Here is a 21,290-nt window from a genome sequence, read left to right on the forward strand (position 1 = left end):
AGCCTGCCTTCGCAGGCTAAAAGTTTGATAGCCTGCGAAGGCAGGCTTCGTATTTCTAGCCCCACCCTTATAGGGTGAGGGCGTTTTTGCACATTTGGGATGCTCCCGTTATCTCATACCAATTTAATATGAAGTTGCATATATCTAGATCCCCCTAAATCCCCCTTTTTAAGGGGGACTTTGATTCTTTTCCCCCCTTTTTTCAGCTACGGTGTACACACATCTTGGTTTGAGAATCAAATTGACGCACAAGAACGGAAATTTATTTTTTAAATCCTTGATTTTCCGTTAGATGCTTATCAATAAGTTAAGACTATTGACAATCTGATTGAGTATCTCAAAACCTTACCTACTAAGATTTGCATCTTATGCGGCAAGGATTTTAGGACTTGTGTGTAAACCGTAGCCTTTTTTAAGGGGGGCTAGGGGGGATCGAATTCCATGCAGCCTCATAAAAAATTGGTATCAATCTGTACTCTACTGTTTAATTAACATATCTTAATGTTGAGTTAATATTTATCATTTAATATGTATTAAAATTTATCATTGATAAACTTTTGACATAAAATTGGCAAAAAAATAATGAAAGAATTCGTTTATTATTAAATATAAATCTCTGTTTTTGGTAATTATCTAGAAAATAAATGAACAACTTTAAAAGTAAGAAATATACTCTTATCTACGATATTCCGCTTCATCCTTAAGATAGAATCTCTTGGTTGCCGATAGTTATAATGCTTTTGCGCCTAATCAAGCTTGCCAAGTTTGAAGAATTGTTAGCTAACAATTCAAATCCTGACAATTTACTTACCTAATCGAACAAATTTATTCAGGTCAAATAATGTCTGACAATGAAAAAGCCAAAGGAAAAACTTCCCGACGCAGTTTTTTTGGACAAGCATTAACCGCAGCGAGTACAGCGATAGTCGCTCCGACTTTGATTAATCAAGTAAGCGTAGCCAACAAAAAAGCTACCCCCAATTCCCAAGGAGAGATGAAGGTGAAATTAAAGGTAAATGGTGAGTTGCAAAATTTAGATATTGAACCGCGTGTCACCCTACTAGATGCATTGCGGGAAAATTTAGGGTTAGTGGGAAGTAAGAAAGGATGCGATCGCGGACAATGTGGAGCTTGTACAGTGTTAATTGATGGTCAACGAGTATATTCTTGCCTAGCTTTGGCAGTGATGCAAGAAGGTAAAGAAATTGTCACCATTGAAGGTTTAGCAACAGGCGATACTCTCCATCCAGTACAAGCAGCATTTATTGAAAATGATGGCTTTCAATGCGGTTATTGCACCCCCGGACAAATTTGTGCTTCCGTGGCGCTACTTGAGGAAGTAAAGCGAGGTTGTGCGAGTGTGGTTACCGCAGATTTAACTCGTCCCCCACAATTAGCAGAACTCTCAGATCGGGAAATTAAAGAACGGTTAAGTGGTAATCTCTGTCGTTGTAGCGCCTACAACGGTATTGTCGCCGCAGTTCAACAAGCAGCAGGACAAACGCCACCTACGGCAGTTGCGGATGTGATAGTTTAGGGAGTAGGGGAAAAGGCATGAATAATTTTACTTATGCTCGCGCTAGCTCACAAAAAGACGCCGTACAAAAAGCAAGTAGCGATCGCAATTCTCTGTATATTGCAGGGGGAACAAATTTAGTAGATAGACTCAAGGGATTTTTAGATCAACCATCGCAAATTATTGATATTTCGCGCTTGGAGATGAAGCGCATTGATAAGTTAGGGAATGGAGGTTTGCGGTTAGGGGCATTAGTTAGCAATACAGAAGTCGCAGATAATACAGATATTCGCCGTGATTACCCTATCTTGGCAAGGGCGATTCTATCCGGCGCATCCCAGCAAATTCGTAATATGGCGACTGTAGGAGGTAATTTACTGCAACGCACACGTTGTCCTTATTATTACGATACAGCTTTCCCTTGCAATAAACGGGAACCGGGGCAAGGTTGTCCGGCGATTAATGGAATTAATCGAATGCACGCGATTTTGGGAGCTAGCGAACATTGCGTGGCGGTGAATCCTTCCGATATGAACGTGGCGTTGGCGGCGTTGGATGCGGTGGTTGAAGTGGAAGGAACCCAAGGAAAGCGCCAAATACCATTTATAGATTTTCATCGGCTTCCGGGAACCACACCAGAACGAGATACAAATTTAGAGCCAGGGGAGTTAATTACATCAGTAATTTTGCCACCCCTAGCCTTTGCTAAATCGGGAGTTTATTTAAAATTACGCGATCGCACTTCCTACGCCTTCGCCTTAATTTCCGTCGCCGCCGCCATTGATTTAACTGGAGATAAAATTAAAAATGTCCGCTTCGCTATTGGTGGTGTAGCTCATAAACCTTGGCGTTCCCTAGAAGCAGAAGAATTTTTAATTGGCAAAACTGCGGAAACTGCAACCTTTCAACAAGCAGCAGAAATCGCTCTGCAATCAGCCAAACCTTTAGAACACAACGCCTACAAAGTCGAACTAGCAAAACGAGCAATTCGCCGCGCACTGACAATTTCTGCCAAAGGAGGCGGAGTCGTATGAATAAAGTAATTGGTACAGGCGTCAACCGCAAAGATGGCTTCGCCAAAGTCACGGGAACTGCAACCTACGCCGCCGAACATCAAATTGCGAATTTGGTACATGGTTATCTTGTCACAGCTGCGATCGCTAACGGACAAATTGACAGTATCGACACCAGCGCCGCCAAAACAGCACCAGGGGTAATTGCAGTATTTACTCACCAAAATCCCCCGAAAATCTTTAAACCTGCTAACGATTTTATGACCTCGAAAATTTACGAGGCAAGATTACCTTTATCAGATAATAAAATATACTACGGCGGGCAAATTATCGGTTTAGTTGTCGCCGATACCTTTGAGCGGGCGCGTCATGCAGCCCATTTGGTAAAAGTAAAATATACAACCTCAAAGCCTGTAATTGATGGCAAACAAGCCAGCTACAAAGAAGCACCGCCATTTTTTGGTGAAGAACTCAAATTTACCAAAGGCGATATCGCCGCCGGCACTAATGCCGCTACAGTAAAAATTGCCGCAACTTACACCACAGCTACCGAACTCCATGCAGCAATGGAACCCCATGCCATTATTGCTCATTGGACAGATGATAACTCCTTGACAATCTACGAACCATCCCAATGGGTAGCCGCTTCCCAACGCACCTATGCCCAACTTTGTGGCTTACCTACAGAAAAAGTGCGGATTGTCACGCCCTTTTTGGGTGGCGGTTTCGGTTCTAAAGCTTTTCCTTGGCCTCATGGAATTTTAGCAGCCGCAGCAGCGCGAGAAATTAAGCGCCCGTTAAAAGTTGTCCTCACCCGTCAGCAAATGACAGCCAATACTGGACATCGTTCGGAAACTGAGCAATTAATTAAACTAGGCGCAACCGCAGATGGTAAACTCACCGTCATTGACCATGAAGCCAAATCCTGTACCTCACTCGTAGATGTGTTTCCCGAACTCTGCACCGGGATTACCCCAGCAATGTATGCAGCAGCAAATCTGAGAATTCAGCAAGAAATCGCCACATTGAATGTCGGTACACCCACATTCATGCGCGCGCCGGGAGAAAATCCGGGGATGTGGGCGATGGAATCAGCCATTGATGAGTTAGCTTGGGCGTTAAACATCGATCCGGTAGAACTGCGGTTAAAAAATGAAACCACAGAACACCAGCGCCAAGGCTTACCCTTTTCCGCCAAGCATTTTGCTGATTGTTTGCGCGTCGGTGCAGAAAAATTTGGCTGGAAAGACAGAGCAAAACAAGTGCGATCGCTCACCCGTGACGGTAAACTCATAGGTTGGGGAGTAGCCGCAGCCACCTTCCCTGGTATGCGCGGGAAATCAACCGTTAAAGCTCGATTATTACCCGATGGTACAGCTCACATCCTCACCGCCGGTAATGATATGGGTACTGGCGCTTATACCATTGTCGCCGCCACCGCCGCCGACGCATTGGGTTTACCAGTCGAAAAAATCCGCGTAGAAATGGGCGACTCCCTATTACCCGATGCAGGTATCGCCGGCGGTTCCCAAATGACAGCATCCCTAGCCCCTGCAGTCATGTCAGCTTGTGCAGAAGTCCTGAAAACTGCTGGTGTAAAAAATGCTCAAGAAGCCTTGACAAAATTACAAGAATCTGGTTCATCAGCTTTTGAAGCTACCGCTACCAGCGCCCCAGGCGGTGAGGGTAAGAAATGGGCGTTTCAATCTTGGGGCGCACATTTTTGTGAAGTCAGTATAGATGAAGAAATCGGTAGATTACAAGTTACCCGATGGGTTTCGGTAATGAACATTGGCCAAGTTATGAATGCTAAAACCGCAGCCAGCCAAGTGCGTGGTGGTGTCATTATGGGTATTGGTCAAGCCTTAATGGAAGAATGCCATTTTGACCCCAATATTGGCTACCCCGTAGTTTATGACTTAGCTACATATCATTTTCCTGCCCATGCAGACATCCCCCGCATTGAAGTTACCTTTGTTGGCGAACCAGATTTAAACTTCAACCCAGCCGGCGCTAGAGGTGTGGGTGAAATTGGCATTACCGGCGTCTCAGCTGCGATCGCCAACGCAGTTTATCACGCCACAGGTAAACGCATCCGTAATTTACCCATAACACCAGATAAATTGTTGTAAACAGAAGGCAGGAGGCAGAAGGCAGAAGGAGAAAGAAACAATGCCCCATGCCCCATGCCCAATGCCCCATGCCCCATACCCTATGAAAGAACTTACCGCTATTTTAGAAGCCTTTACCAAACTGCAAGATGATGCTGAATCTTGCTTTTTGGCGACTGTAGTTAATGTCAAAGGTTCTACCTATCGTCGCCCTGGGGCGCGGATGTTGATGACGCGATCGCATAGGCTAATTGGCACAATCAGCGCTGGTTGTTTGGAAAATGATGTATTTGAACATACTCGTGTTTCCATGCCTGATGGTAAACCAATAGTGGTTACCTATGACTCAACTGCTGATGAAGATATTCTTTGGGGGTTTGGGCTGGGTTGCAATGGATTGGTGCAAGTGCTGATTGAACACTTAGATCTCGATGACGCTTGTAATCCCCTAACCTTGATACACCAATGTTTTGCCAAACAGCAACCAGGTGCGATCGCCACTGTGTTTGCTGTCGATGGTGCCATGAATGTGAAAATAGGCGATCGCTTAATTATTAAACCAAATCATAATCTAATTACTAACATCACAGACTCAGCTTTAGAATCTGCTTTAATTCACGATGCCCAAATTGCCTTAAAAAATCAAAAATCAACTATTAATAAATATCAATTATCATTAGGTATTGTTGAAGTATTTATCGAAATTATTCAACCACCCACACACCTAATAATTTTTGGTGCCGGTCAAGATGCTTTACCCGTGCTACAATTTGCCAAAGATTTAGGCTGGCGCGTGACTATAGTTGATTGTCGCGCCAACGAAGCCACTAAAGAACGTTTTGCTTTAGCTGATGAAATCATTCTTAGCCGTCGCGAGATTTTACAACAACAAATCTCTGTAAATCAGCAAACTATCGCCGTAGTCATGACTCATAACTACCTCGATGATTTAGCAATTCTCAAAATATTACTTCCCTCCCCAATAAAATATCTAGGTATTTTAGGGCCGAAGCGTCGCAGCGAAAAATTACTAGCAGAATTGAGCGACGAGGGAGAAGCATATACCCCAGAACAATTAGACAAATTACATAGTCCAATTGGTCTTGACATTGGCGCAGATACACCAGAAGCGATCGCCTTATCCATCATCGCCGAAATTCAAGCTGTATTAGCTAATCGTTGCGGCAACTTTTTAAGAAACCGTAACTTACCAATTCATCAACGACATCAAATCAAAGAAATTACCCTCAATACATTGCAAAAGTTCTGAATATCTAAGGAAAGTTATTTTGCATATTTTATAATTTGGCAATATATCTATGCCTTTTCTTTCTATTTAGTTACTTTTACTATTACAGCAGTTTTCACCTAATTTGAAGCACATCTGTCGTAGGGGCACGGCATCGACAATCTTTTGGTACATACAATAATTTTACTGGTGCCGTGCCCCTACAGCGTGGTTTATTTACCTGAAAATACCTGTAAACATACCAATGACAAATGACAAATGACAACCCTTTCCAGCTACTGATCTTTTGTTAAAGTCTGTTTTTCTTTTGGTAATAAGTTAGTTTCACCCACAGTTGACTGAGTAATTGTGGGGTGAGGGCGATTCCCATAGGGTTTGATAATTAGACTGACGCCAATCGCCCAAGCGATCGCAACCATCCAACCTGCCAAAATATCACTAGGGAAGTGAACCCCTAAATATAACCTTGTCCAAGCAATCGCCACAACATAGAAACTACCAAATAGCAGCATCAACCACCGACGAGGATGATTGATCGCCAAAATTAGCAAAATCATTACCAAAGTCATGCTTGTCATTGCATGGCCGCTAGGAAATGCATAATCAAACTCAGGCGCACTTGATAGCCATAGTTGGGGACGTACTCGATGCATCAGTGCTTTGGCGGTGCGGTTGATAATAATACTTCCTATGCCGGTGGTGAGTAAATAAGCGAGCGATCGCCATAACTTTCTGCGCCATAATACAATCGCGATCGCACTCATAATTGGTAAAACTGTCCAAGCCGAGCCAAACCTCGTCAGAATTACCGCCACCACATCTAATTGTGGTCTAGCTTGCGAGTGAATAGATAATAAAATTGGTATATCCCAAGGAAAGCCAGCTTGATTCTGCCATACCTTAACTGCCAGAATTTCAAAAAATTGAAAGGGTAAATACACCCCTATTAAGAGGATTAATAAAGAACGCCAATGGGCAATAAGTACGTTTTTGAGAAAACTCAGCAGCGAACGACGCTCATTAGTCGCTTGTTTCACAGGTTGTATCATTTTTTTATTGGTTCTATTCCAAAATAAATCTTCATTTTGGCGAATACATCTATATTAAGGGCTGAATTTTCTCAGAAAAAGAGACGCGATCGCCCTTGTCTGTAAAATGGTCGGAATATAGATCGCTTTGTAGGGTGGGTTGAAAAACTCCAGCTACGGAACGGAGTTTCCCAATGCTTTCAGGATCGTCTTTCTTAGCACTACCTACTTGCCTGGGAACTAGAAAGTCTAGCAGCTAAGGCGGGTAATTTTTATAGCAGTACAAAACAGCGAATCCCCTTTCAGTGCATGTATTATCCAAAATTTAAGTAATTTAGAACACGAGTACCCTAGACTTTACAGCAACTTTATGGTTAAAATACGGTAAGTCAGTCGGTTTTGCGTGTTTTATATGTAAAACAGCAAAAAATCAATCGGCAGTTAAACCTAGCAGGAAAAGCGATCCGGAACAACGATGACAGCATCCATGCTCAGATCATGCCTAAATGGTTTGTGATTGACTGGGGATTAACTCAACTCCAGCTTGAGTCTGAATCGCCTTTGTGTTACCTATCTTTTGAGGAACACCATAAATAATCGAGCTTAGTCTACCACTAAGCTAAATTTCGCCTGCCTGTAAACCTTATTGTTGGATAGGAGTATGCACTTTTTATTACTACCACTGTTCAGTTTCTTTGTTGGCATCGTTGTTGGCTTAACAGGAATTGGTGGAGCCTCTTTAATCACTCCTATGTTGATTTTTGTCTTTCAGGTACCGCCTTCAATTGCTGTCAGTTCTGATGTGGTAGCAGCAACATTGATGAAGGTTGTTGGTGGTATCAAACACTGGGAGCAAAAAACCCTAGATGTAGAAGTTGTCAAGTGGTTGGCGTTGGGAAGCGTTCCTGGTTCATTGTGTGGTGTCGGAATTTTGCACTTTCTCCGACAAACTGGCGAACATCATCTAGATAGCATTCTGCTACGGATGCTAGGAGTGATGATTCTCTTAGTTACAGTATTAGCGCTGGTACAATTACTACTGCTGACTTTTTTTCCAAAATTTAGTTTACCAGAACTACCAAAGTTAGATTTAACAACCAATTGGGGACGGTTTCTCACAGTCGTTATCGGCGCAGTTTTAGGTTCTTTTGTAGGACTAACTAGCGTTTCTTCTGGCTCAATGTTTGCCTTAGTAATGATTGGGTTTTTCCGTCTAGATGCGCGTAAATTGGTAGGTACAGATATTTCCCAAGCAGCAATTTTATTATTATTTACTTCTCTAGGGCATCTCACATTAGGAACAGTCAATTGGAGTTTAGTATTGCCTATCTGGCTCGGTTCAATTCCTGGTGTATTATTAGGTGCGAAAATCTGCAAAATTGCCCCTCAGCGTCCCCTAAGATTTATTGTTTATGCAATTTTGATGATGGTTAGTTGGAAGTTGGTTTATCAGGTATAGTCACGTCGCTTCACTCCGAATTCAAAATTCAAAATTCAAAATTCAAAATTAAAGACACCCATAAAGAATTTGGGGGCTTTTATACTTTTTATTTTCGGTCATTAGTCATTGGTCATTGGTAAGGTTATTTAAACCAAGGTAGTAGTGTAAATGTACCTCTTTCGTACATAATCAGTAAACCTAAGCCGATTAAGACAAAAGGGACAAGATGATGACCGTAGCGGTTTAATATAGTAGCAATGGCAGGGTGAAGGCTTAAATAATAAGCGATCGCACACCAAACTCCTACCATAATCAAAAATACTATTAAAATGACTCCCAAGCTGTTTAAATTCTGACCAGCAAATAAGGGAATATATATACTAATATTGTCGCCACCATTAGCAATTGTGACTGCGGCAACTTTATAAGTTTGAGGATGGAGAATAGTCCAAATAAATGTAAGGATAAAGTTACTCGGTGAAGTTTGTGTAAAATTATCAGATACTGTTTGGACTTCTGAGTTTTCTTGTTCTTTAGATAGTAATTGCTTCAAACCAATTAAAATTGGTAATATTCCTAATAATCCAATCCATTCTCGTTGTATTACCAAGCCACCAAAAAATCCTGGTAAGCTAGCGAGAATAATCGCTAAAAAACCAAGGTACTGACCGATAATAATATGCCGACGACGAAAGTTATTATCTACTTGGGTAAAAAATAACAATAGGATGAATATATCATCAATATTTGTAGCTGCAAAAGCGATTATTCCTTCAGTGAAAGCTGAACCAAGCTGATTCATGGTGTGATGGTGAGAACTTACAATTTATCACCATACCAAATTATGATTGTCGCCATAAATTGAGAAAATTAGGGCTATTTAAACACTTTTACTGGAATTAGTGTTTAAAAATATACGCATTTGGGTATATTAAATTGCGTATAAATGGAGGCTAGAGAATGCGATCGCTCTCTATTGGCTGTAGTGGCTTGAATCCCCTATTGGCAAGTTTGATGCTGCTATCGGGAACTATTTTCTTAGATCACAACTATGCTCATGGTCAGGTGATATCTGATGGTACTACTAACACCATTGTCAACTCTGGCGATAATAAGTTTACGATTCTTAATGGAATTAACCAAGGCAATAATTTATTTCATAGCTTTAGTAATTTTTCTGTCCCAACTGGTAAGACAGCCACCTTTGATTTAGTTAATACACCAAATATTACAAGCATATTTAGTCGGGTAACTGGTGGGAATATTTCTCAAATTGACGGGTTGATTAACACAATCAATAGCAATAACTCAGTAAGTTTATTTTTGCTGAATCCAGCCGGGATTGTATTTGGGGCGAATGCCAGTTTAAATATTGGCGGTGCGTTTGTGGGGACAACGGCGACTAGTATCAAATTTGCGGATGGGGTGGAATTTAGTGCAGTAAACTCCGCAACACCACCATTATTAACCATGAGTGTACCTGTGGGATTGCAACTAGGAGCTAATGCTGGTGGGATTCGCACCCAAGGTAACTCACCAGCCAATTTCCTGTACGGTTCCCCACAAATATTCAAGGCGGAAACTGTAGCGTTGATTGGTAGTGATATCGATATTAATCAGACTTATCTGACTAATCCTGGTGGTAGAGTCGAATTATGGGCATTGAGAAATACTGAAGTAGGTTTGAATAATCAAGCAGGATTACAACTCACTAGCCCTGCTGTGGCTGATTGGGGAAATATTTTGCTCAGACAGTCTTCATATATCCAGACTAACGGCTTGAATGGCGCAGCAATCAACATTCGGGGGCGAGGTTTGACACTTCAGGACGGTTCGCAAATCAGTTCTAGCACTGGAACCTTAGGAAAAGGGCAAGGAATCAACATTAAAACTACAGAATTTGTAGATTTGTTGGGTGCATCCGCCGCCGATCAATATCCTACCTCTGGTTTACACACTAGCGTCATGGGGAATCAAGGTAGAGCCGGAGATATTACAGTCGAAACCGGGCGTTTACGTTTAGCAAATGGAGCTTGGATTGAGTCTACTCTGAGTTCTCCCTTCGACTTTATATCCTTTAACTTCATCCCCAGTAATGACTCCAGAACGGGAGATATTAATATTAAAGCTGCAGATGTGGAAGTTACTGGTTACAATCGATTTCCATACGCATTTCTAGGTTCTGATTTAGGTCTATACTTTGCTAGCGCTATTACTACTTTAATTAGCGGTGGTCACTCGAATGAAAATGGCAAGGTAACTATTGATGCTCAAAGGGTGAGTCTGCTTGATGGTGGTTTTATTAGTGCAGATTTGATCGGCTTTTATATCCCTGGTTTTTCTGAGTCTCCCACCATCGGTAAGTCCGGAGACATTGTGATTCGAGCCTCCGAGAAACTAGAAATTTCGGGAGTGGGCGTGGATGGCTCAAACAGTGCTGTGATTAGTTCAATTCAACCTTTTACATTAGGGCAAGCTGGCAATATTTTAATTAATACTGCTCACCTGACGCTGTCAAAAGGTGGCTCTGTGGCTAATGATGTCACAGGAAGTGGTCAAGCGGGAAATATAGAGATTCATGCTCAGGATGTAGAAGTTAGCGACCCAGTAATCAATACTTTTAACCAAGGGGTGAGTGGTATTACTGTGGGATTGGGTAAGGATGCTGTTGGTCAAGGTGGGACAATTAACCTGACAGCAGATAACTTGCGTGTGTTTAACGGTGGACAGATCACTTCCTCCAGCTTAGGTCAGGGATCTGCTGGTAGTGTTAACCTCAAGGTGAAAAATATTGACGTACAAGGAACTTCCCAAAACATAATAAATGGTAGCTATTTGCCCAGTGCGATCGCTGCATCCTCCGCTACTAGCTTGGCTGCGGGTTCTATCAATATTACATCAAACAACGTGGGTGTTAAAGATAATGCAGTAATTACTGTCAGTAATACAGGCAATGGCGATGCAGGTAACCTCAATATTACAGCCAATAACCTCTTCCTGGACAATAACGCCAGCTTACGTTCTGAGGTGAATGGCGGCGGTCAGGGTAATATCTACCTCAATGTCAATGATGTTCTTCTCTTACGGCATGGTAGTAAAATTATTACTAATGCTTTAAGTGCTTCCACAGGTGGCAACATTAATATTAATGTGGGGTCGATGGTGGCTGTACCAACTGAAAACAGCGATATTTCGGCGAATGCTATTTTAGGAAGCGGTGGCAATATCCAAATTACCACTCAAGGTATCTTTGGGTTAAAGTTTCAAGCACAACCTACAACAAATAGTGACATCACTGCTAGTTCACAATTTGGGCTGAGTGGTGATGTCCAAGTCAATACAATTGGTGTTGACCCAAATTCGGGTTTAGTGGAACTACCAGAGAATGTCACCGATTCATCGCAGCAAATTGCTTCCGGTTGTGCAGCAAATACTGGTAGCACGTTTGTTGCTATAGGTAGGGGTGGAACACCGCAAAATCCAACGCAGGAACTCAGGAGCGATCGCACTTGGTCTGACACCCGCGATCTTTCTGCATATCAGGAAAATGGTGCAGTTACAGCACAAATACCTCCATTACCAAGAACTCTCGTGCAAGCTACTGCTTGGCATCGTCGTACCGATGGCAAAATTGAGTTAGTAGCAGCGCCATCTTCCGCAAATACACAGATGCAGTTAAGTTGTGCGGCGCTTTCTCAAAGTTAACTGGCTTCATGAAAATTGCTATAGCAGGACTTACAAGCCAGCTACGGAAAATCGTAGACAAGCACTGTATTCCCTAAGATTACTGCTGAGGCGGCAGAGAAAGGAGAATTTCTTAGAGTTTTAGCGTAAGTCCTATATAGTGAGTTTTTATCGGGGTTTGATGTCAAAAAATGCTAAAAATACCCAGTAAATCAGTCTGAAATTAAGTTTTAGACTTTACTTAACCATTCACTTTCCTCTGGATCTCTAAACAATGAGGTGCTAAGGTAGCGTTCGCCAAAGCTGGGTTGTACCATGACAATGAGACGACCTTCATTTTCTGGACGTTTGGCTACTTCGATGGCAGCATATAAAGCCGCGCCAGCCGAAATACCTGATAGTAACCCTTCTTCTTTGGCTAAACGACGGCTGTATGAAATCGCCTGTTCGTCTGTGACTTCAATAATTTCATCTACCAAATCTGGGCGGTAAATAGCGGGGACAAATCCGGGGCCGATTCCTTGAATTTTATGGGGGCCTGGTTTACCACCAGCCAATACTGGGCTGTTAATGGGTTCAACTGCGATCGCTTTAAAGCTGGGTTTGCGTTGTTTAATCACTTCGGAAACCCCTGTGATTGTCCCGCCAGTACCCACGCCAGCAATGAGAATATCTACTTGTCCATCTGTATCCGCCCAAATTTCTTCTGCGGTAGTTAAAGCATGAATTTTGGGATTAGCCGGGTTGCGGAATTGCTGCAACATATAGGCGTTGGGCGTTTTGGCGACAATTTGCTCTGCACGAGCGATCGCGCCTCGCATTCCTTCTACCCCTGGTGTTAACTCTAATTGCGCCCCATAAGCTTTTAGCATTGCCCGCCGTTCCTGGCTCATTGTATCGGGCATCGCTAGAATAAGATGGTAGCCCTTGGCGGCTGCAACCATTGCCAGAGCAATACCTGTATTTCCAGAGGTAGGCTCGACTAAAGTTGTTTTTCCTGGCTCTATCCAACCGGCTTTCTCTGCGGCTTCCACCATGCTGACACCAATTCTGTCTTTCACAGACGAAGCTGGGTTCATGCTTTCTAGCTTCACCAAAATTTGCGCCAGTGCGCCTGCTGATTGGGGAATCTTATTTAATTGAACTAAAGGCGTCCGTCCGACTAACTGTGTGATGTCTTTTGCTATCCGCATCAGGGTACTCCTGCGTAACTAGATGTAATACATGGGACTCTGTTGTAAACGAGCCTCTCTTTGCTGGCATAAGTCTTGGAGTGTATAGCTTTTTAACACCTCTATGGAGGCTGTATTAGCTTGTTCCCAGACTTCATAGACGAGGCTTCTTTCGAGGGTGGGGGATGTTGAATTGTCTTTGTCTTTGCGTTCGCCTTCCACCACAGTCACAATCTCCAATAAAGTAATCTGCCAAGGCTCCCTTACTAATACAAAACCGCCTTTAGAGCCGCGTTGACTTTGCACCAAACCAGCACGCCGCAGGTTGGTCAAAATTTGTTCTAGATAGCGTTCTGGTATGGGTTGCTTGGCTGTAATCTCACTCATGGTTAGAGGGACTTTTTTACTGTGGTTACCTGCTAACTCTAAAAGTGCTAGCAGTGCGTATTCGACTTTAGACGACAGATCCAGGAGGGCGTAGGTTTGAGTGTTCAAGTCTTTAATCAATATAATACGGTAGGTCGATTGATTTAGCGTAAGTTTCTGCTGTTAAAAGTATAGTATGCGATCGCATTTTTTCTTCGCAAAATTGTACGTATACCTATCGACTTACCGTAGATTATCTTATAAAATTTTGATAAATAGTGTGAATATTTAGAAAAATTCCCAATCCTCGCCCATCAAAGACCTTCTCACTCAAGGGATGTATGTTACTAACTGATTTGCGAACCATATATGAGCGCGACCCCGCAGCGCGTAACTGGCTAGAGGTATTGTTTTGTTATCCTGGGCTGCAAGCCTTGCTATTTCATCGCCTAGCCCATAGGCTCTATAAAATCGGGGTTCCCTTCTTTCCACGATTTATTTCCCATATCAGCCGATTTTTAACGGGGATTGAAATTCACCCTGGTGCAGTTATTGGTAAGGGTGTATTTATCGATCATGGTATGGGGGTAGTAATTGGCGAGACAGCCATTATCGGTGATTATGCGCTGATATATCAAGGCGTGACTCTTGGTGGGACAGGGAAAGAGACTGGTAAACGCCATCCCACATTAGGTAGCCATGTAGTAGTGGGAGCAGGTGCAAAAGTTTTGGGAAATATTCAAATAGGCGATCGCGTCCGTGTCGGTGCAGGTTCGGTAGTCTTGCGCGATGTACCTAGCGATACTACTGTTGTAGGTATTCCCGGAAGAATCACTCGCCAGAACAACGCAAATGGCGATATTCTCGCACATGGTAAAGTCAGGGACGTAGAAGCAGAAGCCATCCGCGCCTTATTTGAACGAGTCAAAGACTTAGAAAAACAGCTAGAACATTTACAAACTGAGCCAAATGTATCGCCAATTGAAGTAGATGAAGCAGTAATTGATACTAGCCATTCAGAGAGCGATCGTGTAATTGAAGACTTTCTTGATGGTGCGGGAATTTAATTAGTCAACAGTCAACAGTCAACAGTCAACAGTCAACAATCTCCATTTCTTCCTGCTGTTCTACATTTCCCTCCGTGTTAGATATTGTGGAACAGAACAGGAATATAGGAATGTTGCTCAAACTTTCTCTGGAATCTCCATTATTTATTTTCTTAATAGTTATTAGCTTTTTATTGGTAACTTTTACTGCTTGGTTATCACAACGTCCTTTAGAGTTAAGACCCTTTGGATTTGATGATATTATGCAGTTACTTGCGTTACCATTTTTTATTTCTTTATTATTAGAGCGTTCCTTAGAAGTTTTTATTACTACTTGGCGAGGCCCCACCACAGAACAGTTAGAAGTAACTATTCAGCAACAAAATTTCCTGATTACTGAGAAACGCAAATTAATCGTAGAACAACAACAAAGTCAAATTCCTTATGTAGAAGCCAATCCTATACAAGTTAATCAATCAGGCGGAACTACTTTAGAACAGCAATTGATTCAAGATTATCCGCCAATCCCTGTTGTAGATTCATCCTCACAAATAAAAGTATATATTGATGAATTAAATAGTATAATTAACAATTTAAATGCTATAGAGCGTCAACGTTTAGCTTATAAGTCTAATACAAGAATAATTGCGTTATGGACTTCGCTATTATGTGGCTTATTAATTAGCGCAATTGGCATTCGTTCCTTAGAACCGCTAATAATTCTTGATGCTAGTAATCCTATTCAACTAATTATATTTCGTTGTTTTGATGCTTTCTTAACTGGTGGCTTAATTGCTGGCGGTAGCGAGGGAATACACAAATTTACCCAAGTTTTTACCGATTTTTTAGAAGCGACTTCCAGACAAGCTAAAGATAGAAGATTGTAGTGAAATAGCAAAGTAATCAAATCATCCCTCTAAATTCAAGCCTGGAATTTGCTTCTGTGTCAATCAGTCAATACGGTTCAGTTAGCGTCAAAAAATTGATTTAGCGTAGGTTGGGGAGCCACTGCGTTGGACGGGTTTCCCGGCTTGAAGCAAGTGGCGTTTGAGGGACGAAACCCAACATTTTCGGCGCTTTGTTGGGTTTCACTTCGTTCAACCCAACCTACATTTATCCGTATTTTCGTTACGCCAACCGACATTAATTATTTAACTCTTCTGTAAGTAGTGAGTATTCATCTAGAGATTGTTGTAAGGAAGTCACAGAAATACCACTATCTCCTAAATAATTTTCTGGCTGAAGATTATCTAGCATTATTTCTACATCATCATAAACATGTATTAAAGAGCGAACTTTATCTGATACAAATCCTTCTTTAACTGTATGGTCAAGATATGCCAGTAAAGTATTAAAAAAACCAGCCACATTCAGCAAAATGATAGGTTTTTTATGCATATCAAGATGCGCCCAAGTGACAATTTCAAATAATTCATCTAATGTACCAACACCGCCAGGAAGCGCCACAAAAGCATTTGATAATTTGTACATCATAGCTTTGCGATCGTGCATAGTATTTGTGGTTATGAGTGAAGATAATCGAGGATGAGCAATTTCATAAGACATGAGAACTTCTGGCATCACTCCAACAACATAACCGCCAGCATTCAGACATTCAGTTGCAATTGTACCCATCAATCCAATAGAAGCACCACCATATACTAACCCAATTTGGCGTTTTGCCATACTCTTACCCAAAGTAGCGGCAATATTTTGATATGCAGGGTTAGTTCCAGATTGAGAACCGCAAAACACGCAAATACTAAACTCTGGTTGTACGCTCATAGTACCGATATTGAAAGATATAACGAGATTTTAGCGCTAGTACTAGAACCGCACAAAATAACTCCAAAATTAGCTAAATCCAAACTTTCCTTAATTCCTCACAAATCCTCCGCGTACCTTTGCGCATACCTCCGCGTACCTTTGCGTTTAACTTCCAACCCTGAATCCACCACGATTTTATGCAAAGCTATACTAAGCCAGATTAATCATTAATGAATATAAAATGCAAAAAGATTGATTGAGATAGATGAAACTCGCCAACAAGTTATGTAAATAGCACAGTAATTGAATTTAAAAAAAGTTTTTGTATATTGAGGTTAGGTATGTCTAAATTTTATGAATTACTGCAAAAAGTAAAAAAAAGACCATCTTTGTATTTAGGCAAGCGTTCATTAAGTCATTTACAAGTATTTTTAGATGCATACACTTTTGCTCGCCGCGAAATTGGTATTGAACCTACAGAACAAGAACAGGATTTTGAAGAGTTTCAAGAATGGATAGAGCAAAGATTTAATCAAGTTAACACTCAATCTTGGAGTCGAATTATTTTGTTTTATTCTGAAGATGAAAGTGATGCATTAGATAAATTTTTTGAATTATTTGAAGAGTTTTCACAACGCCATCAAAGTTTAGAAGCTAATCAAATAGCTCATGTAAAGTCTGGAGTCTGAAATCTTTTTGAAGATAGGCTTGGAATAGCGATCGCATAATTTTTTACCTCAAAAGCGATCGCTTAAAAATAACTTATAGATAATGTTAATCTAAAAGCGATCGCACTACTTACCCCACCAGTTCTTTTTGCTGTTGATAGCGGTTTTTAAACTGCCTTTGGCGTTGATTATGATCCACAATCGCGTCAGGATAACCAACAGCACGACGTTCTAAAGGCGTGATTTTACCTGTTACTAAATATTCCGTATCTAGAGAACGCAATTCTGGTATCCATTGACGAATATATTCACCATCGGCATCGAATTTTTGTGCTTGACTGGCTGGGTTAAAAATTCGCAATGGTTTCGGGTCCATACCGCTAGAAGTACTCCATTGCCAACCACCATTATTAGCAGATAAATCGCCATCAATTAGCCGTTGCATAAAATATTTCTCGCCCAATTTTGGACTAATTAATAAGTCTTTGGTGAGAAAACTAGCAACAATCATGCGACAACGGTTATGCATCCAGCCAATCTCATTCATTTGTCGCATAGCTGCATCAACAATGGGGTAGCCTGTTCTACCTTCGCACCATGCTTGAAAATGTTCTTCGTTATCATCCCAAGGGAAATTTTTAAAAGTGTTGCGATATGCACCATCGGCTAATTCTGGGAAATGATACATAGCATGTTGATAAAATTCTCGCCATGCTAATTCCTGTTGCCAAGTGCGGATATTAACTTCGGTTTCTTCGCTGCGGCTATTTTCTAATGCTTCTAGGGTAGCTTGCCAAACGGCGCGAATCCCAATAGCACCAAATTTGAAAGCTGCACTCAGTTGAGATGTACCCTCAATGGCGGGAAAGTTGCGTTGTTCTTGATACTCATTGATAGCAGCATGGGTAAATTCCTCTAGCCGTTTTTGCGCTGCGGCTTCTCCTGGAGGAAGAATTAAGCCACCATCCCAGTTAAATCCTAAATCTTTCGCTGTGGGTAATGCGATCGCGCCTGCTTGTTTCGCTATTTCTTGTTGTTCTGGTGTTAAACCTGCGACATCATGCAGAGTTTCTACTGGTTTGGCTTTGGGTTTACTAATCCAATTTTTCCAGAAAGGCGTGTAAACAGTGTAAGCAGCATTACCACCTGTAAATATTTCTTCTGGTGTATGCAGAATTTGATCCCAATTTTTTTCTAAAAATCCTATACCTTTTTCTTTAAGAGCATCAATTATATTGCGATCGCGTTCTTGAGAATAAGGTTCTACATCCCAGTTCCAAAATACAGCTTTGACATTCAACGCCGCAGCTAGCCGAGGAATGGCTTTTACAGGATTATCTCGCAAAATTAACAGTTGACTACCTACTTGCGCATATCGCTGTTGTAAAGCTTGCAAACAGCCAATCATATAAGTTACACGCACAGGTGCAACATCATCCCCTTCCAGAATATTCGGATCGAGACAAAATACCCCCACTACCTGAGAACTTTGTTGCCGCGCCGCCGCTAATCCTGTGTTATCAGCAATTCGTAAATCCCGACGATGCCAAAATAAAATTAAATCAGACATTATCTACTCACAATAGTTCGCCCGTACTAGTTTAGATTCTAATGTACCCTTAAGCATCAATCTAGCGGTAAATTTCTTGGCACGGGAAGGGAAGGGAGACAAATAATTCAAAATTCAAAATTCAAAATTCAAAATTCGCGCATTAAGAATTCTATTTGCCCAATGCCCAATGCCCCATGCCCAATGCCCCATGCCCAATTCCCATTTTCCAGCTAGATTTTTGCATTAACCTGGAGTTTTTTCCGGAACCAGTCAAAATCAACCTGTATACCCTTATATACAGAACGATTTATACCGAAACTGGGGCATACAACTATGAAGCCCCCATATATTACTTCTATCTCAAAACCGCTCTCAAGTTAATTTGGGCGGTTTTTGTTTATCTGAGAAGTTCCGTATCTAACAGTGATTTTGTTAATTCGATTGTCAGTTTCATAATTGCTTTACAGATAAGTTGTTATGCGGTTGAAAAATCAATATGCTTATGTCACTTGAATTAGTAATTAGGTTGGTGCAATTAAAGATAACTGGGGAAGTTTGTCAATAGTCAATAGTCAATAGTCAATAGTCAATAGTCAGTAATCTTCCTTGTCCCCCTTGTCCCCCTTGTCCCCTTTGTCCCCTATAAAATATATCTGCTACTAATTTTATACAGGTGCGATCGCAATTATTTTCTCGGTTTCATCCACTGTAATCTTGGCTATACCAAAGCGTTCAATAATCGCCGCATTGGTGGTTAAATGACTGCTAATCTCTGAGGCGCGGTACTGACTAGCGCCAGATGCTAAAGTAGCGGGTAACAATAATTGATCTGCTAAATGTTCGTCAACTGGTGCGCCTGTGTGATGAAAATGTAATAATTGCCGACATGCAATATCTGCAACTTTCTCAGCAGGTAAGCGCAAACGTCCAAAACCACCAAATCCCGTTAAGCTATTTTTATACTCAGCAGTTAAAAATACACCTGCCCCTGGTGCAATTCCCTTTTCCCGCAAAGCTTCGATAGCAGGTTTTAATCCCGCTTGACGCAATAAATTTTCTGTACGATTCGCCATCCGTTGCGCAATGTGGGAAGCTAATTCTGTCACCACAGCTAGTCCCCGTACTTGGTGTAAGCTACCCCGTTCTAGTAACGTAATACCTTTAATTGTCCCACCACCATTGACCTTAATCTGCATTTCGCCCCCGCCTTGCGGATACCAACCCCAAGCGCGTAACTTTGCTGTCGCCTTAACTCCCATGCGGCGCAACATTGGTAAATACACTTGCTCAATGTATGTCATTGTCGGACTAAAAGGTACATGAGTGCCGCCTTTTAAAATCACTTGGGATTCCCCTGCTGTTAAAGCTAGAGGTAAAAGTACAGTCTGCAAAACCAAAGTCATCGCCCCAGCAGAACCACCTTGTTGTGCTTCTGTGACATCAAAAGTATATTGTCCTGGTTGCACTGCGCTACTGGGAATAAATTCCAACCGCATTGAACCTAAGGTATCGCCCCGGAGTTGCGCCTGACAGATTTTCGCCGCCGCCCGAACTGCTGTGAGGTGTTGGGCGGCTAATCCCGGCCTTTTACGTTTAGCGCGAATACCTGCAATAGTTATCGCTTCGCCAGTGATAGCGGCTAAACTCAAGGAGGTACGCAGAACTTGTCCACCTCCTTCTCCGTAGGAACCGTCAATTTCAATCATGGGCAATAGATGATTTTGAACCTTTGATTATAGCGGTTTACACTGGAGTGCAATACAAATTTTTCATTTTTCGGCAACTGTGTAGGTTAGGTTTAGTTCCTCAACCCAACAATGAGCAATATTTGTGAGATTATTGCGATCGCACATCATACCAGAGAAAATTTTACTCAAGCGCTAACGCACAGCAGGTTAAAAATCGCAACTAGAAAGCTGTGAAGCGAGATAATAGAGCAAGCAACTAGAATTAACCGTGAAGCGATGCAATTAGAAGATTATTTTGACTTTATCTCTGCCGATGATATTCGCTTGAAAGGACACCGCATCGGCATTGACAATATACTTGAGTATTATTTAGAAGGATATACACCCGAAGAGATTATTGCAAATCTACCCACTCTGACTTTAGAGCAAATTCACGCTACTATTACGTTTTACCTTCATAATCGCGCACAAATTGACGCTTATCTTTTACGTTTAGCATCATGGCGCGAGCAGCGTTATCAAGAATCTATTGCTAATCCTTCAGCATTAGTGCAACGTCTGAGAACATTAAAATCTCAAAAAACAGAACAGCAGGTAGGCGCTTTGTGAAGGTTCGCTTTTTACTCGATGAAAATTTGTCACCCCGGTTAAAAGTAGCAGTTCTGCGGTTAAATCCTGCTATAGATATTGTGCGTGTAGGTTGGGGATTTGCGATCGCACAACAAACAACGGAGAATATAAAAACAGCGATCGCACTTATTCAATAAAATGAAACTGGTGTAAGCTGGGGATTGGCGATCGCACACCAAACAACGGAAAATATAAAAACAGCGATCGCACTTATTCAATAAAATGAAACTGGTATAAGCTGCGGATTTGCGATCGCACACCAAACAACGGAGAATATAAAAATAGCGATCGCACTAATTCAATCAAAAACCTGAACCTGTGTAGGTTGGGTTGAGGAACGAAACCCAACATTAACCGAT

The 21,290-nt window shown here is 41.7% G+C and carries 19 protein-coding genes; 12 read left to right on the forward strand and 7 right to left on the reverse strand.

The features are described from left to right. The first annotated feature begins 841 nt into the window (after positions 1–841). From H6G08_RS27255 to H6G08_RS27270, 4 genes are all read left to right on the forward strand, one after another. On the forward strand, positions 842–1,537 hold the full coding sequence (locus H6G08_RS27255) for a 2Fe-2S iron-sulfur cluster-binding protein (protein WP_190548756.1): 696 nt from the start codon (positions 842–844) through the stop codon (positions 1,535–1,537). A gap of 17 nt (positions 1,538–1,554) precedes the next feature. Further along, positions 1,555–2,550: an FAD binding domain-containing protein gene (locus H6G08_RS27260; RefSeq protein WP_190548758.1), complete on the forward strand. Its 996-nt coding sequence runs from the start codon at positions 1,555–1,557 to the stop codon at positions 2,548–2,550. Next, the gene (locus H6G08_RS27265) at positions 2,547–4,661 is read left to right on the forward strand and encodes a xanthine dehydrogenase family protein molybdopterin-binding subunit (RefSeq protein ID WP_190548760.1); all 2,115 of its coding nucleotides are present in this window, start codon (positions 2,547–2,549) and stop codon (positions 4,659–4,661) included. Before H6G08_RS27260 ends, H6G08_RS27265 begins: the two co-directional genes overlap by 4 nt. 61 nt (positions 4,662–4,722) lie before the next feature. Next, positions 4,723–5,910, forward strand: a complete 1,188-nt coding sequence (locus tag H6G08_RS27270; protein ID WP_242046292.1) for an XdhC family protein — start codon at positions 4,723–4,725, stop codon at positions 5,908–5,910. A 254-nt stretch (positions 5,911–6,164) separates the two neighbouring features. On the opposite strand, the gene H6G08_RS27275 is transcribed toward H6G08_RS27270, so the two are convergent. Beyond that, the gene (locus tag H6G08_RS27275) at positions 6,165–6,938 is read right to left on the reverse strand and encodes a phosphatase PAP2 family protein (protein WP_190548762.1); all 774 of its coding nucleotides are present in this window, start codon (positions 6,936–6,938) and stop codon (positions 6,165–6,167) included. Positions 6,939–7,578: 640 nt separating this feature from the next. Between H6G08_RS27275 and H6G08_RS27280 the strand changes: the two genes are divergently transcribed. Beyond that, positions 7,579–8,376 carry a sulfite exporter TauE/SafE family protein gene (locus H6G08_RS27280; protein ID WP_190548764.1) on the forward strand — a complete coding sequence of 266 codons (798 nt, stop codon included), beginning with the start codon at positions 7,579–7,581 and terminating at the stop codon, positions 8,374–8,376. A gap of 124 nt (positions 8,377–8,500) precedes the next feature. On the opposite strand, the gene H6G08_RS27285 is transcribed toward H6G08_RS27280, so the two are convergent. Next, positions 8,501–9,160: a cadmium resistance transporter gene (locus H6G08_RS27285; protein ID WP_190548766.1), complete on the reverse strand. Its 660-nt coding sequence runs from the start codon at positions 9,158–9,160 to the stop codon at positions 8,501–8,503. Between the two features lie 158 nt (positions 9,161–9,318). On the opposite strand from H6G08_RS27285, the gene H6G08_RS27290 reads away from it, so the two are divergent. After that, on the forward strand, positions 9,319–12,063 hold the full coding sequence (locus H6G08_RS27290) for a two-partner secretion domain-containing protein (RefSeq protein ID WP_242046293.1): 2,745 nt from the start codon (positions 9,319–9,321) through the stop codon (positions 12,061–12,063). 209 nt (positions 12,064–12,272) lie between these two features. Here H6G08_RS27290 and cysK read toward each other — a convergent pair whose 3' ends face one another. Further along, positions 12,273–13,235 carry a cysteine synthase A gene (gene cysK / locus H6G08_RS27295; protein WP_190548768.1) on the reverse strand — a complete coding sequence of 321 codons (963 nt, stop codon included), beginning with the start codon at positions 13,233–13,235 and terminating at the stop codon, positions 12,273–12,275. A gap of 18 nt (positions 13,236–13,253) precedes the next feature. Then, positions 13,254–13,709, reverse strand: a complete 456-nt coding sequence (locus H6G08_RS27300) for an RrF2 family transcriptional regulator (RefSeq protein WP_242046294.1) — start codon at positions 13,707–13,709, stop codon at positions 13,254–13,256. Between the two features lie 212 nt (positions 13,710–13,921). On the opposite strand from H6G08_RS27300, the gene cysE reads away from it, so the two are divergent. Both cysE and H6G08_RS27310 read left to right on the forward strand, forming a co-directional pair. After that, positions 13,922–14,647 (forward strand): serine O-acetyltransferase, encoded by a 726-nt coding sequence (gene cysE / locus H6G08_RS27305; RefSeq protein ID WP_190548772.1) that lies wholly within the window; start codon positions 13,922–13,924, stop codon positions 14,645–14,647. 110 nt (positions 14,648–14,757) lie between these two features. Next, positions 14,758–15,513, forward strand: a complete 756-nt coding sequence (locus tag H6G08_RS27310; RefSeq protein WP_190548774.1) for a hypothetical protein — start codon at positions 14,758–14,760, stop codon at positions 15,511–15,513. A gap of 256 nt (positions 15,514–15,769) precedes the next feature. Here H6G08_RS27310 and H6G08_RS27315 read toward each other — a convergent pair whose 3' ends face one another. Next, positions 15,770–16,411, reverse strand: coding sequence for an LOG family protein (locus tag H6G08_RS27315; protein WP_190548777.1), 642 nt, complete (start codon positions 16,409–16,411; stop codon positions 15,770–15,772). A 323-nt stretch (positions 16,412–16,734) separates the two neighbouring features. Between H6G08_RS27315 and H6G08_RS27320 the strand changes: the two genes are divergently transcribed. Further along, entirely contained in the window at positions 16,735–17,082 is a 348-nt protein-coding gene (locus tag H6G08_RS27320) for a hypothetical protein (RefSeq protein ID WP_190548779.1), read from the forward strand. Positions 17,083–17,191: 109 nt separating this feature from the next. On the opposite strand, the gene H6G08_RS27325 is transcribed toward H6G08_RS27320, so the two are convergent. Further along, positions 17,192–18,631, reverse strand: a complete 1,440-nt coding sequence (locus tag H6G08_RS27325; protein WP_190548781.1) for an FAD-binding domain-containing protein — start codon at positions 18,629–18,631, stop codon at positions 17,192–17,194. A 176-nt stretch (positions 18,632–18,807) separates the two neighbouring features. Here H6G08_RS27325 and H6G08_RS27330 point away from each other — a divergent pair, with 176 nt between their 5' ends. After that, a complete protein-coding gene (locus tag H6G08_RS27330) occupies positions 18,808–19,131 on the forward strand; it encodes a hypothetical protein (protein WP_190548783.1) in 324 nt (107 codons plus the stop codon). Between the two features lie 147 nt (positions 19,132–19,278). Here the strand turns inward: H6G08_RS27330 and rtcA are convergent, their stop codons facing one another. Next, entirely contained in the window at positions 19,279–20,319 is a 1,041-nt protein-coding gene (rtcA, locus tag H6G08_RS27335; protein WP_190548784.1) for an RNA 3'-terminal phosphate cyclase, read from the reverse strand. 258 nt (positions 20,320–20,577) lie between these two features. Between rtcA and H6G08_RS27340 the strand changes: the two genes are divergently transcribed. Then, positions 20,578–20,910: a DUF433 domain-containing protein gene (locus H6G08_RS27340; RefSeq protein WP_190548786.1), complete on the forward strand. Its 333-nt coding sequence runs from the start codon at positions 20,578–20,580 to the stop codon at positions 20,908–20,910. After that, positions 20,907–21,068 (forward strand): hypothetical protein, encoded by a 162-nt coding sequence (locus tag H6G08_RS27345; RefSeq protein ID WP_190548846.1) that lies wholly within the window; start codon positions 20,907–20,909, stop codon positions 21,066–21,068. Before H6G08_RS27340 ends, H6G08_RS27345 begins: the two co-directional genes overlap by 4 nt. Positions 21,069–21,290 lie beyond the last annotated feature (222 nt).

This window comes from Calothrix anomala FACHB-343, assembly GCF_014696435.1.
Classification (GTDB): domain Bacteria; phylum Cyanobacteriota; class Cyanobacteriia; order Cyanobacteriales; family Nostocaceae; genus Aulosira; species Aulosira anomala_A.